15 protein-coding genes and 1 pseudogene are annotated in these 14,040 nt (G+C 45.7%); 8 read left to right on the top strand and 8 right to left on the bottom strand.

The annotated features are described in order from the left end of the window. Window positions 1-15 precede the first annotated feature (15 nt). Both mrgA and LJF29_RS14310 read right to left on the bottom strand, forming a co-directional pair. On the bottom strand, window positions 16-477 hold the full coding sequence (mrgA, locus tag LJF29_RS14315) for a Dps family protein (protein ID WP_229149162.1): 462 nt from the start codon (window positions 475-477) through the stop codon (window positions 16-18). Between the two features lie 77 nt (window positions 478-554). Further along, window positions 555-1,409, bottom strand: a complete 855-nt coding sequence (locus tag LJF29_RS14310) for an oxidoreductase (protein WP_229149160.1) — start codon at window positions 1,407-1,409, stop codon at window positions 555-557. A gap of 135 nt (window positions 1,410-1,544) precedes the next feature. Here LJF29_RS14310 and LJF29_RS14305 point away from each other — a divergent pair, with 135 nt between their 5' ends. The 4 genes and pseudogenes from LJF29_RS14305 (at window position 1,545) to LJF29_RS14290 (ending at window position 5,235) form a co-directional block, all read left to right on the top strand. After that, window positions 1,545-3,329: a M3 family oligoendopeptidase gene (locus LJF29_RS14305; protein ID WP_229149159.1), complete on the top strand. Its 1,785-nt coding sequence runs from the start codon at window positions 1,545-1,547 to the stop codon at window positions 3,327-3,329. 109 nt (window positions 3,330-3,438) lie between these two features. Continuing rightward, window positions 3,439-3,876 (top strand): YusW family protein, encoded by a 438-nt coding sequence (locus tag LJF29_RS14300; protein ID WP_010331818.1) that lies wholly within the window; start codon window positions 3,439-3,441, stop codon window positions 3,874-3,876. Between the two features lie 215 nt (window positions 3,877-4,091). Continuing rightward, on the top strand, window positions 4,092-4,919 hold the full coding sequence (locus tag LJF29_RS14295) for an ABC transporter ATP-binding protein (RefSeq protein WP_081638363.1): 828 nt from the start codon (window positions 4,092-4,094) through the stop codon (window positions 4,917-4,919). Window positions 4,920-4,946: 27 nt separating this feature from the next. Further along, window positions 4,947-5,235 (top strand): annotated as a pseudogene (locus tag LJF29_RS14290) (YusU family protein). A 45-nt stretch (window positions 5,236-5,280) separates the two neighbouring features. Here the strand turns inward: LJF29_RS14290 and LJF29_RS14285 are convergent. Then, a complete protein-coding gene (locus LJF29_RS14285) occupies window positions 5,281-6,147 on the bottom strand; it encodes a LysR family transcriptional regulator (protein ID WP_229149158.1) in 867 nt (288 codons plus the stop codon). 141 nt (window positions 6,148-6,288) lie between these two features. On the opposite strand from LJF29_RS14285, the gene LJF29_RS14280 reads away from it, so the two are divergent. Together LJF29_RS14280 and LJF29_RS14275 are read left to right on the top strand one after the other, a co-directional pair. Continuing rightward, window positions 6,289-7,029, top strand: a complete 741-nt coding sequence (locus LJF29_RS14280; RefSeq protein WP_229149157.1) for an SDR family NAD(P)-dependent oxidoreductase — start codon at window positions 6,289-6,291, stop codon at window positions 7,027-7,029. A gap of 20 nt (window positions 7,030-7,049) precedes the next feature. Continuing rightward, complete coding sequence (locus LJF29_RS14275; RefSeq protein ID WP_229149156.1) at window positions 7,050-7,433, top strand: tautomerase family protein; 384 nt, start codon at window positions 7,050-7,052, stop codon at window positions 7,431-7,433. A 34-nt stretch (window positions 7,434-7,467) separates the two neighbouring features. Here the strand turns inward: LJF29_RS14275 and mdtP are convergent, their stop codons facing one another. The 4 genes from mdtP to LJF29_RS14255 form a co-directional block, all read right to left on the bottom strand. Beyond that, window positions 7,468-9,090, bottom strand: a complete 1,623-nt coding sequence (mdtP, locus tag LJF29_RS14270; protein WP_229149155.1) for a multidrug efflux MFS transporter MdtP — start codon at window positions 9,088-9,090, stop codon at window positions 7,468-7,470. A gap of 16 nt (window positions 9,091-9,106) precedes the next feature. Further along, complete coding sequence (locus LJF29_RS14265) at window positions 9,107-9,553, bottom strand: MarR family transcriptional regulator (protein ID WP_010331810.1); 447 nt, start codon at window positions 9,551-9,553, stop codon at window positions 9,107-9,109. A gap of 171 nt (window positions 9,554-9,724) precedes the next feature. Next, window positions 9,725-10,057 (bottom strand): spore coat protein, encoded by a 333-nt coding sequence (locus LJF29_RS14260; protein ID WP_010331809.1) that lies wholly within the window; start codon window positions 10,055-10,057, stop codon window positions 9,725-9,727. Window positions 10,058-10,069: 12 nt separating this feature from the next. Next, complete coding sequence (locus tag LJF29_RS14255; protein ID WP_010331808.1) at window positions 10,070-10,315, bottom strand: hypothetical protein; 246 nt, start codon at window positions 10,313-10,315, stop codon at window positions 10,070-10,072. Window positions 10,316-10,413: 98 nt separating this feature from the next. On the opposite strand from LJF29_RS14255, the gene LJF29_RS14250 reads away from it, so the two are divergent. Then, window positions 10,414-11,322 (top strand): proline dehydrogenase family protein, encoded by a 909-nt coding sequence (locus LJF29_RS14250; protein ID WP_229149154.1) that lies wholly within the window; start codon window positions 10,414-10,416, stop codon window positions 11,320-11,322. A gap of 28 nt (window positions 11,323-11,350) precedes the next feature. Here the strand turns inward: LJF29_RS14250 and LJF29_RS14245 are convergent, their stop codons facing one another. Further along, a complete protein-coding gene (locus LJF29_RS14245) occupies window positions 11,351-11,494 on the bottom strand; it encodes a YuzL family protein (protein ID WP_010331806.1) in 144 nt (47 codons plus the stop codon). 175 nt (window positions 11,495-11,669) lie between these two features. On the opposite strand from LJF29_RS14245, the gene LJF29_RS14240 reads away from it, so the two are divergent. Next, complete coding sequence (locus tag LJF29_RS14240; protein WP_229149152.1) at window positions 11,670-14,039, top strand: 3-hydroxyacyl-CoA dehydrogenase/enoyl-CoA hydratase family protein; 2,370 nt, start codon at window positions 11,670-11,672, stop codon at window positions 14,037-14,039. Window position 14,040: the final 1 nt, after the last annotated feature.

Below are 14,040 nucleotides of genomic sequence, written 5' to 3'. Positions count from 1 at the left end.
GGGTTCAGCTTTTTTTTAGCTTAAATAAGAGGAAAGCATCCACACTTGTTTTTCGACTTCTTCTATAAGTCCGACAAACAAGTCTGCTGTCGCATTGTCTTGATTTTCTTCCGCAAGGCCGATGACGAATTTAGACTCGCTGGTGATTTGTTTATAGTCGTTCACCAAAGCTTGGACCATTTCTGAAGCTGACGTTTCGTTTCCGCCGTCTGTGATGGATGCTTGCTCAGTGTATTCTTTCAAAGTGGCAACAGGCTGTCCTCCGATAGCCAGCAGGCGCTCAGCAATCGTATCTACAGTTTCCGCCGCGTGGTCATACAGTTCTTCAAATTTTTCATGCAATGTAAAGAAGTGAGGCCCTTTTACATACCAATGAAAACGGTGCAGCTTGGAGTATAGAAGAAACCAGTTTGATAATTGGGTGTTCATTGAATTCTCAACTAATGTCAGGTTTGTTTTTGCATTTTCGGTTTTCATAATATTACGTCCTCCTTGTGATCTGTTAATTTAATTATACCACATATTAATTAAAAATCAATACTAAATTATAATAATTATAATTTAGGCCGGGTGAATAGTATTTTCTTCAAGATAGATTCCCAAGCGGACCAAGGAAAAAGTGCACGGAATAGCAGGGTGAGCTTGACGCCTTTTCCGATCGGATAACGCAATTTCTTTACGCGCTGTTTCATCGCTAATTGATAAATGAGGTCGGCGACCTCTTGGGGGTCTCCGCTTTCAGCGGCATTTTTTTCAACATAAGAAAGGATCTGTTTATAGTATTGATGATAGGCTGAATCGTCAGCCGGCACAGTCATGTGATTCGATAAAGATGTTGTCCAGATCGATGTCTTGTATGAGCCTGGCTCGATCAGAGCGGTTTCAATGCCGAAAGGAAGCAGCTCCAAGCGCAGACTTTCAGAAAATCCTTCTAATGCATACTTGGAAGCGGCGTAAGGCGACAGTGCCGGAAATCCGGTCAAACCGCTGATACTGCTTACGTTTATAATCTTTGCCCCGCTATGCTTTCTTATGTAAGGCAGGACGGTTTTTGTGACATTGATCAATCCGAAAACATTCGTTTCAAATTGCTTTCTGAAATGCTCCATCGGCACATCCTCGATAAATCCCCCGTAAGCTGTACCCGCGTTATTAACGAGTACATCAATTGGGGCATACGCACTTATGGTTTTTCCAAACGCTTCGATCGAGTGTTCATCAGTGACATCGAGAGCGGTGATATGAATGGAGTCAGCTACATGATGTTTTGCTGCTAAACCGCGCAGCTGTTCCGCTTTCTCGGGCTGCCTTGCTGTGGCAATGACGAAAAATGACTGAGCCAGTTTGACTGCCGCCAGCAGACCAAAACCGCTTGACGCTCCTGTTACGATAGCTATTCTTTTATTCATTTTCCTTATCCTCCTGTTTGGCGCTACAGCTATTGTACAATGATGCACAGAGAATGACGCCTATAAAAAGAATTTTTATACAATAATTCAGAATTGTTCTATAATAAAATCAAATGAGGAAAGGGGTTTTGAGTCATGGGATTGCAAGGGGTAGACAAAACATGGGATCTGGATTCGTTTTTTAAAGGCGGGAGCCAGTCAGAAGAATTCAAGAGATATATTGAAAAGCTGTCACAAAGCCTGCGTGCATTTCAAGACATGACGGATGCTTTTGAGCCGCCAGAAACGCCGGCTGATGCTGGAAGGCTGACCGCATTGCTCGATGCATTTGAACAAAATTCGGTCAAGCTGCAGCAGGCCGGTGCTTTTGTCTCGTGTCTTCAGGCACAGAACATTAGCGATCAGAAGGCGAATGAGCATAAATCATTCATGCATCAGTTAGTCGCAGATTTTCAGTCCTCCCTTGTCACATTGGATCATAAACTTGTGGAGATTGATCAAGGCGTGTGGGAAGAATTGCTCAAAACAACCGGGCTGCGAGAGGTATCATACATATTAAATGAAAGAAGAGAACGGGTTGCCGAAAAGCTCAGCCCAGACAAAGAAAAACTGATTGGAAGCCTTGCGGTTGACGGCTATCATGCCTGGGATGATTTATATCATATCGTTGTCGGAAAAATGACCATTCCGTTTGAGGAAAAACAATTATCTGTCGGACAGGCGGAAAACATGATGTCTCATCAGGACCGTACTGTCAGGAAAACCGTTTTTGAACGCATCAATCATGCATGGGAGCGGGAACAGGATATTTTCAGCAGCACGCTGAATCATTTGGCGGGATTCCGGCTGGAAACCTACAAAGCGCGGGGATGGCAGGATGTTCTGAAGGAGCCGCTGCAAATCAACCGGATGAAAAAAGAAACGCTGGATACGATGTGGCAGGTCATTATTGAAAATAAGCAGCCGTTCGTTCAGTTTCTCAACCGGAAAGCATCCATGCTTGGTCTCGAAAAGCTCAATTGGTACGACGTTGATGCACCGATTGGGTCTGCCGGTAAGGAATACTCATACGATGAAGCCGCAAACTTAATCATCAGCCAATTTTCCACGTTTGGACGAAAGTTGTCCGCCTTTACAGAAAAGGCGTTCCGTGACCGCTGGATTGAAGCCGAGGACAGAAGCGGGAAAAGAGTCGGCGGCTTTTGCACAAGCTTTCCTGACAGCGGGGAATCCCGTATCTTCATGACGTTTTCCGGCAGTGCCTCGAACGTCTCAACGCTTGCCCATGAACTCGGGCATGCCTTTCATCAGGAAGCGATGCTCAATGTAAGGCCGTTAAATCGATCCTATGCTATGAATGTAGCGGAAACTGCGTCAACTTTTGCGGAAATGATTGTGGCAGACGCGACTGTCAATCAGGCGGAAACAAAGGAAGAAAAGCTTGTGCTTTTGGAGGATAAAGTGCAAAGAAGCGTTGCTTTCTTTATGAATATCCACGCGAGATTTTTATTTGAAACGAGGTTTTACGAAGAACGAAAACGGGGAATTGTGCCGGCGGACCGTTTAAATGAGCTGATGGAAGAGGCGCAAAAAGAAGCGTTCTGCGGCGCTTTAGACGAGTATCATCCGCTATTCTGGGCGTCAAAGCTCCACTTTCATATTACGAGAGTGCCGTTTTACAATTACCCTTATACGTTCGGCTATCTGTTTTCTCTCGGCATTTACGCTCTGGCGCTTGAAGAAAAAAACACGTTTGAAGAGAAATATATAGCGCTATTGCGTGATACGGCATCCATGACCGTAGAAGATTTAGCGATGAAGCATTTAGGCGCAGACATCACGAAGAGAGACTTTTGGGAAAATGCCATCAAGCTGGCCGTGCAGGACGCCGAAGCCTTTTTGCAAATGACTGAATCATAAAAGGAAAGCCGGGCGCTGAAGCCCGGCTTTTTCTGTTCTCTTCTCTGAATGAGGATTCCATTCCTTGGACATACCTAAAAGAAATGGAATTCTACAGGGGGGAACCATTATGCATTTGATCAGAGCGGCCGGGGCCGTTTGTCTCGCAGTTGTTCTGATTGCGGGCTGCCGTCTCAATGAAGAACAGCAGCTAGCAGAAGGAGAAAATACGGCAGTTACTCATATGAAATCCGTTCCTTACAGCAATTTCTCGCTTCGCGTCAGCTACGGTGACGGTGAGCATAACCGCTATGAAGGGATATACGAAAAAAACGGAACTCATGAAACGGCAGAAATACAAGATAAGCTCTCTGGCATCAATCAAGAGGGAGAAGAAGCGCTGGATGAGATGAAAATGATTCTAAGCGAGCTGTCCGTGACAGATCAAATGGCTGAGAAAGAAGTGATTCACAGTGTGCTGGCGGCTTTTAACCTTGACAGCCACTATGATCATTTCGACTTAAAAGTGAAGCTTAAGAACGGCACTGTCAGAGAAATTAAAAAATAATCATGTGCTGAAAAAACCATAACCGCCATTTTTGACCAGAAAACTAATTGAAAATGATTTTCAAAGTCACTGTTTTCTGCTACAATGATGGATATATGACCATATCAGAGACTGAATATTGTATCACTTGCATTGATGACAATTTACTTACATGCATGTCTATATAAAACGTGCAATACATAGTGCTGCTAAAAAGCCAGCAAAAAGGAGCGGTTATGGGTATGAGTGCAATTTCTACAGAAACGCTGAGCTTAGGGTACGGGGATGCCGTTATTATTGATGAACTGAATTTAACGATTCCAAAAGGTGAAATTACCGTATTTATCGGCAGCAATGGCTGCGGAAAATCGACACTTTTACGTTCGTTGGCGCGGCTGATGAAGCCGAGAGGCGGTTCTGTGCTATTGGAAGGAAGAGCGATCGCCAAGCTTCCGACAAAGGAAGTCGCAAAGGAGCTTGCCATCCTGCCGCAGGGGCCTTCTGCTCCGGAGGGACTGACGGTGCATCAGCTTGTAAAGCAGGGAAGGTATCCTTATCAAAATTGGCTGAAACAGTGGTCAAAAGAGGATGAGGCAGCTGTAGAGAGAGCGCTTAAAGCCACAAAGCTGGAGGATATGGCTGACCGCGCCGTCGATTCCTTATCAGGCGGGCAGCGCCAGCGGGCTTGGATAGCGATGACGCTGGCCCAGGAAACGGATATTATACTTCTGGACGAACCGACAACGTATTTGGATATGACGCATCAAATTGAAATTCTTGATTTGCTGTTTGAGCTGAATGAGAAGGAACAGCGGACGATCGTCATGGTGCTCCATGATTTGAATTTAGCGTGCCGCTACGCACATCACCTTGTGGCTATTAAAGATAAGCAGATTTACGCTGAAGGCCGTCCAGAAGAGGTCATTACTTGTGATCTGGTGCAAAATGTGTTTTCTATGAACTGTCAGGTCACACAGGACCCGCTGTTCGGAACGCCTCTTTGCATTCCTCATGGCCGGGGCAGATGCATTGTCCGGGAAGCGGCTTTCACATCACATGGATAAATAACACGGCTAAAGGAGCTTTCACCAATGAGAAAGCTCCTTGCTGTTTTCTCGAAAGGAAGATGTATGAATGGAACAAAAACTGCAAGAACAGCTGGATGGATTGCTTGAAAAATATACCGAGCTTCTCCTTGGGGAGTCAAATCATGAATTAAAAGAAGAAGTGAAGCAGTGGATTGTGTACACGCATATCGCCAAAAGCATGCCTCCGCTCGCCAAGCATTGGAATACGACATATCCTGACGCAAAGCAGGGCATTAAAGACATCATACAGCATATCAAACAGTTAAATGAAGAGCACCGAAACAAAGAATAGGCTAAAAAAGCAGTCTGCCGCTAATAATCGGCAGACTGCTTTTTGTTATGTTGCGGTTTCATTTGGTGCGAAGGAAGCCATAAAGGTGCGCAGCGCGCTGCTGATAAACGAATCCTTACGGAGAATAAACTCTGTTTTCATCTGTCTGAGAGGTTCAGGGAGCGTGTACAATCGGATCGAACCTTCAGACTCGTGTTTTTGTACAACAGTCCGCGGGAGCAAGGAGATGCCAAGGCCCGCTGTCACCCCGCCTATAATCGCTTCAAGTGTGCCGAACTCCATAATAACCGGCTGTGTGACGCCGGCAGAGTGCAGCCATTTTTCAAGGGTATCTCGGTACGAACAGCCTGTGCTGTAAACGAGAATCGGCTTTGTGATCGCTTCTTCTGCACAGGACACAGATGCAGCGGACACGACTACGGGCTCCTCCTCAAATGCGGGAAAGGACTGGAGCTCAGGATGATTGCATTCACAGCCGATAAACGCGCCATCGAGTTCATACCGAAGAACTTTATCAATTAAAAATTGTGTATGCCCTGTTATTAAAGACAGCTGTACGTTTGGATACTCTTCATAATACGAAGCAAGCAGTTTGGGAAGCCTGACGGCGGCGGATGTCTGAGTGGAACCGATCATCAGCTGTCCGCTCGGCTCAGTTGAGGAAGAGAGCGCTTTGGACGCCTCATCCAGCAGCCCGATAATTTTATTCGTATAATCCAACAGAAGCTTTCCGCTGGAAGAGAGTGTCATGCCTCGATTATGGCGCAAAAAAAGGGTGGTGCCGAGCTCAGCTTCCAATTGCTGAATTCTGGCCGTCACATTTGATTGCACGTAGCCAAGCTGCAGTGCGGCTTTCGTAATTGAGCCTTCACGGGCTACCATTTGAAACACACGTAGATCTCCGCTTTCCATGTTGAATCCCCCGCTCTTTTGCTATCAATCTAAATGATAGCAAGTATCTTTACCAATCATTATACGGAACACCAAACCTGCATTACAATAGGATCAGTAGTTATATTTCAAAATATATACAAACAACAAGGAGTGGCGGCAATGGATCTTAAGAACAAGATAGCTCTCGTCACTGGGGGCGGCACGGGAATAGGAAGAGCAGCATGCATTGAATTAGCGAAACGGGGAGCGATTGTTGCGGTGAATTATTCACGCTCTCGTGCTGAGGCTGAGGAAACAGCAGACATCATCAAAAGAGAGGGCGGGCAGGCCGTTGCTATCCAAGCCGATGTGTCCAAAAACAGTGAAGTGCAGGACATGGTTCAATCAATAGGAAAGCAATACGGCACGATTGACGTTTTAATCAACAATGCAAGCATTACACAGCATATTCCAATGGATGATCTTGATGCCGCGACAGAGGACGTATGGGACAAGTTATATGCGGTCAATGTCAAAGGAATGTTTTTTTGCGCGAGAGCAGCGGCTCCTTTCATGAAAAAAAGCAAGGCTGGGGCAATCGTTAATATTGGCAGTATCGCGGGGGCAACCGGGGCGGGCTCTTCTATGCCTTACGCTGTGTCAAAAGCAGCGGTGCACGGCCTGACAAAATCATTGGCACACGCTTTGGCGCCAGAAATCAGAGTGTGCGGTGTCGCACCCGGAGCTGTCGCGACAAGATGGTGGGCAGGGCGTGAAGAAAAAATGAAAAACATGAGCGGTACTTTGCTGTTGCAGCGAATTGCTGAAGCGGGTGATGTGGCACAGCTGATTTGTTCCGTGCTTGAACAGGAATCCCTGACAGGACAAATCATCACGATTGACAGCGGCCAGACGATGTAAAGAAAGGAGCGGCTTGAGAGATGCCATTTGTACAGATTCATTTACGAGCGGGGAGAAGCAAAGAATGGCTTCAAAAACTAAGCAGAGCCATTCACCAGTCTATGATCGAAGAAATCAATGTGCCGGCAGATGATTACTTTCAAGTGATCCGGCAATACCAAAAAAGCGAATTTTTTTATGATCCGTGTTATTTACAAGTAGAGCGCACAGATGAACTGATTTACATCCATTTTACATTGAAAGATTCAAGAACAACAGAACAGAAGAAATCGTTTTACCATTCAGTGGCAAGCCGGATTCATTCGGAGCTCGGTGTTAGAAAAGAAGATGTGTTTATCATTCTGGCTGGAAATCAGGATGAAGATTGGTCCTTTGGGGATGGAAGGGCTCAGATGATCGAATAAAAAAGCCCCGCGGTTATGTCCGCGGGTTGCTCTATTAATGAGAAGGGGATTCAACGGCTTGAGCCGCTTTTTCCTTTTGTTCATCCGTGTTCTTATTCGAAAGCTTAATAGGTCTTAAGAATAAGGTAAATACAGCTCCGACTGCGATAAAGATGAGGCCTGCATAAAAAACACTGTGGAGTGAATCCATTAATGATGTTTTTAAAATCGGCACGACATGGGATGAGAAAGCCGCAGGAATTTGTTTGATTGCGTCCGGGCTGAACAGTGATTGCAGCAGCCCTTGCGGATTTGTGTCAATCATGCCCTTTAATTGAGAAGCAAAGGCGTTTGCCTGTGCCGGAAGCGAGTCTAAATATGGAACCAGTTTATCAGTCAGCAAGCTTCCGGATCGGGCGTTCATTATAGCGCCCAGCATGGTAATACCGAATGTGCCCCCGATAGAACGGAAGAATTGGCTGGAAGAGGTGACGACCCCAAGCTCCTCTTTCGAAAAGCTTTCCTGTAAAGCCAGCGTCAGAATCGGCATAACAAGACCCATTCCAAGACCAATAATGGCCATATAGGATGTAGCGATAAGTTTGCTCGTATCTAGATCCAATGTGGTTAACAGAAGGAATCCGCCAGCCATAATCAGCATGCCTGTTATGATTTGCGGTTTAATTCCTATTTTGTAAACAAGCTGGCCGCCGATAATGCTTGTGATAATCATTGAGATCATCATTGGTGTCATAATCGTCCCTGATTCAGACGCGCTTACACCGACAATTCCCTGCATAAAGAAAGGAACAAACGTAATTGCGCCAAACATTCCGATACTCATAAAAAAGCCGATCAGGTTCAAAAACGTAAATGTTCTATTTTTAAATAGATACATAGGAAGGATCGGTTCTTTCGCTTTCGACTCAACAATAATAAAACTCACAATACCCATCAATGCGAGAGCGAACAAGCCGAGAATCTGCCATGAACCCCAAGCGTAATCTTTTCCGCCGAAGCTTAGGGCAAGAAGAAGGCTGACAACCCCGACAATCATTGTAAAAATACCGGCGATATCAAAGTTGATCGGACCAGTCTGTTTACGGCCCTGCAATCCTCTGGCAATAAAAATAACGGCGATAATTCCAACAGGAAGGTTAATATAGAAAACCCATTTCCAGTTTAATGAATCAACGATCCAGCCGCCGATTTGCGGACCGATAACAGAAGCAAGCCCGTAAATGGCACCAAAGACCCCTTGGAATTTGGCACGCTGTTTTCCTGTAAATAAGTCACCAATGACAATCATGGCCATCGGCATCATAATACCTCCGCCAATTCCCTGCAAACCGCGGAAAATAATCAATTCTGTCATATTGTTGGCCATTCCGCACAGAGCTGAAGCAGCCATAAAAATAAGCAAACCTGATACATAGACGATCCGGCGCCCCAATAAGTCGGCTAATTTACCGGCGATCGGCACGACCGTTGTTGATGTTAACAAATACGCTGTAGTCAGCCAGGTCATCATGCTTAGACCGCCAAGATCTCCGACGATTTTCGGCATGGCAGTTCCGACAATGGTGCCGTCAAGGGCTGAGAAAAACATGGCAATGATTAAGCCGGTTATTAATAAAGTCCGTTTTGATTGTTTTCCTTCATTACTCATTTCATCCATTTCCTCTTTTCCTAATTTACTTTTCATTGGTTTCGGCAGCAGCTTGTGCCAGCTTTTTCGTAATATGTGCTGCCTGCATCATTTCTTCATCTGTCAGGTAGGAAAGGTATCGTGCCATTATGGCTTTTCTGCCCGCCAAAACGTCCTCGAACTTTCTGTCTCCTTCATCGGTAAGGCTGATATTAATGACTCGCCTGTCTTGTGTATTGTGTTTTCTGACGATCAGATTTTTTTGTTCAAGGCGGTCTGCCATTAACGTAACCGCGCTTGGCTTGACCTCCATCCGTTCGGCAATTTCAGAAATTTTAAGGCTGCCATTCTTTTTTAAGCTCGCGAGCACAAACAGCTGCGCGGGGGTAACCCCCTGTTTCTCCATGCTATCCAGCATTTCAGGCTGTATCTTTTGAAAGAGCGTCTGAAGCGATAATTGAATATCAGACATTAACTGATCCGCACTCTTCATCTTCATTTCTCCTCTTTAATATAACTATTGTTTATATTTAATGCATTAAAATAGTTAATGCTTATTAAATATAAGTAAGTGTTAATAAAAAGTCAACTGATTTTACACACAAAAAAAGGATAGATGCCAGTAAAGCACATCGTACCCTTTTGCTGATCTGATTGATAAACTTTATTGCTGATAAGGAGACTGCTGCTGAATGGTCTGCTGGAACTTTTGATAGGATTGCTGCAGCTTTTGGGCGTCCTCTGCTTCTACAGCATACCACCCATATTGGAACATGAGATCATACAGTTTTCTTTGCGCTTTTTGTGACTCATCAAAAATGGTTTGAATATCCTGATAGAGAGATTCATGGCTGAACTCGTGCAGAGCAGTGCAATACGCAGTGGTCATGTATTTTTCTGTTGTCAAAAGCTCATTGACGAAATCTCTGTCATTCATTTCTGAGGTAGTCGGCACAGGTGTTTGCGGGTTGCTGATTTTCTGATTTTGCTGATTCATTTTGGCGCCTCCTTATTGGATGTAGCCGGACTGCTGCTGGCCTGGCTGCAGGTGCTTTAATATTCTTTGATAGTGATCGTGATGCATATGTCCGACGCGGTCTAGTTCTTGTTTTAATGTTTGATCCTGGCACTGCTGCGCCATAAAATGCGCTTTTTTCATCGCGAGCAGATTCCAGTTCAGCATGTCATTCAGATACAAATGATCCTTTGTTGAAATGACAGAGGGCGGCATTTGAGATTGCTGCTGATTGTTCATTGTAATCCTCCTTTGCGTTCTATTCGTTTTATGTTTCCTTCAGTATGGGAGTTATATACAGGTGTTTTGAAGAAGGCTGTATCGTCAGGAGGAATTGGATGTTGAGACATATGTTTTTATTCTTATCTCAAAATAAAACGCTCACCAAACTTGCCAAAGCATACGGTTCACGGCTGGGGGCGCGGAGATTTGTCGCGGGGGACACGATTGAATCGGCTGTTCGGACCATTAAAAAGCTGAATCAATCCGGTTTGTGCACAACCATTGATTATTTAGGCGAGTATGCGGCTACACATAAAGAAGCAAGTCGAGTCGCGGCAGAATGCAAGAAGGCCATTCAAGCGATTGCCGAACACCGGTTAGATTCCGAGCTTTCCCTTAAGCTGACGTCATTAGGGCTCGATATTTCAGAAGAGCTGGCGGTTTCACATTTGCGTGACATTTTATCTGATGCGAAGGAAAATGGCGTGGCTGTGACGATCGATATGGAGGACTACTCACATTATGAACAGACACTTGCCATCTACAGCCAGTGCAAGCAGGAATTTGACATGCTGGGTACGGTGATACAGGCGTATCTTTACCGGGCGGCAGAAGATATCCGTAAGCTGCATGACCTAAAGCCGAATCTCAGACTCGTCAAAGGCGCTTACAAGGAATCTGCGGCTGTTGCGTTCCCTGATAAAAAAGGAACAGATCTTCACTTCCAGAGCTTGGTTAAACTGCATCTGCTGAGCGGGAACTATACTGCCGTCGCTACACACGATGATGACATCATTGCGTTTACGAAGAAACTCGTTGCCGAGCATCATATCCCGTTGTCCCAATTTGAGTTTCAAATGCTTTATGGCATCAGGCCGGAGCGGCAGAAGGAACTCGTGAAGGAAGGGTACAAGATGCGTGTGTATGTCCCGTATGGAACCGATTGGTTTAGTTACTTTATGAGAAGAATCGCCGAAAGACCCGCTAATGCGGCTTTTGTGTTAAAAGGGATTTTCAAAAAGTGAAAGCAGCCGCGGGACGCGGGCTGCATTGTTATTGTTCCATGTTATGTTTCTTATACTGCTGATTTTGGCTTGTCCGTTTTCCGCCGCCGTAATGCTGTGTCGGACCGGCATCTCCTTTTACGCTCGCCGCGCTTACTGCTGCTGAAGACGGGTTCTTTTTCTCTCTCACCATTCCCTTCACCTCCGGGTTTAAGTTTCCCGTCTTCTATCTGATTCATACAAAAAAATAACAAATTAGCTATTGAAGTCGAAACAAAAATCTTTTATGATGAAAGAAGAAACGGGTTTCCATTTTTTTTGACCAAAAAATGAATGATTATTCATTCAACGCTCAAGGGGGATGTCTCATGCACAAACACATTCAAAAAGCAGCCGTTTTAGGATCGGGGGTTATGGGTTCCGGTATTGCTGCGCATTTGGCTAACATCGGAATTCCGGTCCTGCTGCTTGATATTGTGCCGAACGATTTAACGAAGGAAGAGGAGAAAAAGGGGCTGACCAAGGAAAGTCCGGAGGTGCGCAGCAGGCTGAGCAGATCTGCGGTGAAAAAGCTGCTGAAACAAAAGCCCGCCCCTCTTACGTCAGCACAAAACACCGCTTATATTACTCCCGGCAATCTAGAAGATGATGTCGAGAAGCTGAAGGAAGCTGATTGGATTATTGAGGTCGTTGTCGAAAATCTTGAGGTCAAAAAGAAGATTTTCTCTCTCGTGGATGAGCATCGGAAACCGGGCAGCATCGTCTCGAGCAACACGTCCGGCATCTCAGTGCAGGCGATGGCTGAAGGCAGGTCTGATGATTTTAAAGCTCATTTTCTCGGAACGCATTTTTTTAACCCGGCGCGATATTTAAAGCTGCTGGAGATCATTCCGATTAAGGAAACTGATCCTGACATCCTGGCGTTTATGACATCCTTCGGTGAAAATGTCCTCGGCAAAGGTGTGGTCACAGCTAAGGACACACCAAATTTTATCGCAAACCGAATCGGGACGTACGGACTTCTCATTACGGTTCAAGAAATGCTGAAAGGCGGCTATCAGGTCGGAGAAGTCGATTCCATCACAGGCCCGCTGATCGGAAGACCGAAAAGCGCAACCTTCAGAACGCTGGATGTTGTCGGCCTCGATACTTTTGCCCACGTCGCCCGAAACGTGTATGACAAAGCAGAGGGAGACGAAAAAGAAGCATTTCGCCTGCCTGACTTCATGAACGACATGCTGCAAAAAGGCTGGATCGGAAGCAAATCCGGTCAAGGCTTTTATAAAAAAGAAGGAAAAACGATTTATGAGCTTGACCCGATGACGCTTACTTACGGAGAACGGACAAAGATGAAAACGCCGGCTCTTGAAGCGGCAAAACAGGCTAAAGGGACAAAAACCAAAATGAAAGCGCTTATTTACTCGGAAGACAGGGCTGGCCGGCTGCTGTGGAATATCACGTCGCAAACACTGCTTTACTCAGCCCAGCTGCTCGGAGAAATCGCCGACGATATTCATGCAATTGACCAAGCCATGAAATGGGGATTCGGCTGGGAACTGGGGCCATTCGAAATCTGGGACGCAATCGGTCTCAGACAGTCGGCGGAAAAGCTTGAACAGCTTGGAGCGGAGATTCCTGGCTGGATAAAAGATATGCTGGACAAAGGGAATGAAACTTTCTACATCAGAGAAAACGGAACAGTGCTTTATTACGAAAGCGGCGAATACAGGGCCGTAAAAGAAAACAAGAAACGCATCCATTTACAGTCAGTTAAAGAAACAAACGGCGTCATTGCGAAAAACAGCGGAGCGAGCTTGATCGATCTTGGTGACGATGTAGCGCTTCTGGAATTTCACTCGAAAAGCAATGCCATCGGGCTTGACATCATTCAAATGATCAACAAAGCATTGGAAGAAACAGAGCGGAATTACAAAGGGCTTGTCATCGGCAATCAAGGAAAAAATTTCTGCGTGGGCGCCAATCTTGCCATGATCTTAATGGAAGTGCAGGATGACAACTTTATGGAAGTTGATTTGGTGATACGGCGTTTTCAAGAGACAATGATGAACATCAAATACAGCACGAAACCTGTTGTTGCCGCTCCATTTGGCATGACGCTCGGCGGAGGGACGGAAGTGTGTCTCCCTGCTGCACGGATACAAGCGGCAAGCGAAGCCTATATGGGACTTGTGGAATCAGGAGTCGGCCTTATCCCTGGCGGAGGGGGCAATAAAGAACTGTACATCAATCATCTTCGCCGCGGTCTTGATCCGATGAATGCGGCCATAAAAACTTTTGAAACGATTGCAATGGCTAAGGTGTCAACTTCCGCCCAAGAGGCACGGGAACTGAATATTTTAAAAGAGGCTGACCGTATCAGCACTAACCAGGATCACCTCCTGTACGATGCAAAGCAGCTAGCCGCCTCTTTATACGATACCAGCTGGCGGCCGCCTGTAAAAGAAAAGGTCAAGGTGGCGGGGGAAACAGGCTATGCCGCGCTTCTGCTCGGTGCAGAGCAAATGAAGCTGTCCGGCTACCTATCTGAGCACGATATGAAAATTGCAAAAAAACTCGCTTTTGTGATTGCCGGCGGAAAAGTGCCGTTCGGTACAGAGGTGGATGAAGAGTATTTATTAGAAATTGAGAGAGAAGCGTTTTTAAGTCTGGCAGGCGAGGCGAAATCTCAGGCGAGAATGCAGCATATGCTGGTGAAAGGCAAACCTTTACGGAACTAGG

The sequence above is a fragment of the Bacillus sp. LBG-1-113 genome, from assembly GCF_020708615.1.
GTDB lineage: Bacteria > Bacillota > Bacilli > Bacillales > Bacillaceae > Bacillus > Bacillus mojavensis.
The sequence above is the reverse complement of the archived record's forward strand: the minus strand, read 5'-3'. Positions and strand labels throughout refer to the sequence as shown.

What these genes read in the sequence shown, in the direction of transcription:
- mrgA (WP_229149162.1), bottom strand. Translation starts at nt 477, where the DNA reads ATGAAAACCGAAAATGCAAAAACAAACCTGACATTAGTTGAGAATTCA.
- LJF29_RS14310 (WP_229149160.1), bottom strand. Translation starts at nt 1,409, where the DNA reads ATGAATAAAAGAATAGCTATCGTAACAGGAGCGTCAAGCGGTTTTGGT.
- LJF29_RS14305 (WP_229149159.1), top strand. Translation starts at nt 1,545, where the DNA reads ATGGGATTGCAAGGGGTAGACAAAACATGGGATCTGGATTCGTTTTTT.
- LJF29_RS14300 (WP_010331818.1), top strand. Translation starts at nt 3,439, where the DNA reads ATGCATTTGATCAGAGCGGCCGGGGCCGTTTGTCTCGCAGTTGTTCTG.
- LJF29_RS14295 (WP_081638363.1), top strand. Translation starts at nt 4,092, where the DNA reads ATGGGTATGAGTGCAATTTCTACAGAAACGCTGAGCTTAGGGTACGGG.
- LJF29_RS14285 (WP_229149158.1), bottom strand. Translation starts at nt 6,147, where the DNA reads ATGGAAAGCGGAGATCTACGTGTGTTTCAAATGGTAGCCCGTGAAGGC.
- LJF29_RS14280 (WP_229149157.1), top strand. Translation starts at nt 6,289, where the DNA reads ATGGATCTTAAGAACAAGATAGCTCTCGTCACTGGGGGCGGCACGGGA.
- LJF29_RS14275 (WP_229149156.1), top strand. Translation starts at nt 7,050, where the DNA reads ATGCCATTTGTACAGATTCATTTACGAGCGGGGAGAAGCAAAGAATGG.
- mdtP (WP_229149155.1), bottom strand. Translation starts at nt 9,090, where the DNA reads ATGGATGAAATGAGTAATGAAGGAAAACAATCAAAACGGACTTTATTA.
- LJF29_RS14265 (WP_010331810.1), bottom strand. Translation starts at nt 9,553, where the DNA reads ATGAAGAGTGCGGATCAGTTAATGTCTGATATTCAATTATCGCTTCAG.
- LJF29_RS14260 (WP_010331809.1), bottom strand. Translation starts at nt 10,057, where the DNA reads ATGAATCAGCAAAATCAGAAAATCAGCAACCCGCAAACACCTGTGCCG.
- LJF29_RS14255 (WP_010331808.1), bottom strand. Translation starts at nt 10,315, where the DNA reads ATGAACAATCAGCAGCAATCTCAAATGCCGCCCTCTGTCATTTCAACA.
- LJF29_RS14250 (WP_229149154.1), top strand. Translation starts at nt 10,414, where the DNA reads ATGTTGAGACATATGTTTTTATTCTTATCTCAAAATAAAACGCTCACC.
- LJF29_RS14245 (WP_010331806.1), bottom strand. Translation starts at nt 11,494, where the DNA reads ATGGTGAGAGAGAAAAAGAACCCGTCTTCAGCAGCAGTAAGCGCGGCG.
- LJF29_RS14240 (WP_229149152.1), top strand. Translation starts at nt 11,670, where the DNA reads ATGCACAAACACATTCAAAAAGCAGCCGTTTTAGGATCGGGGGTTATG.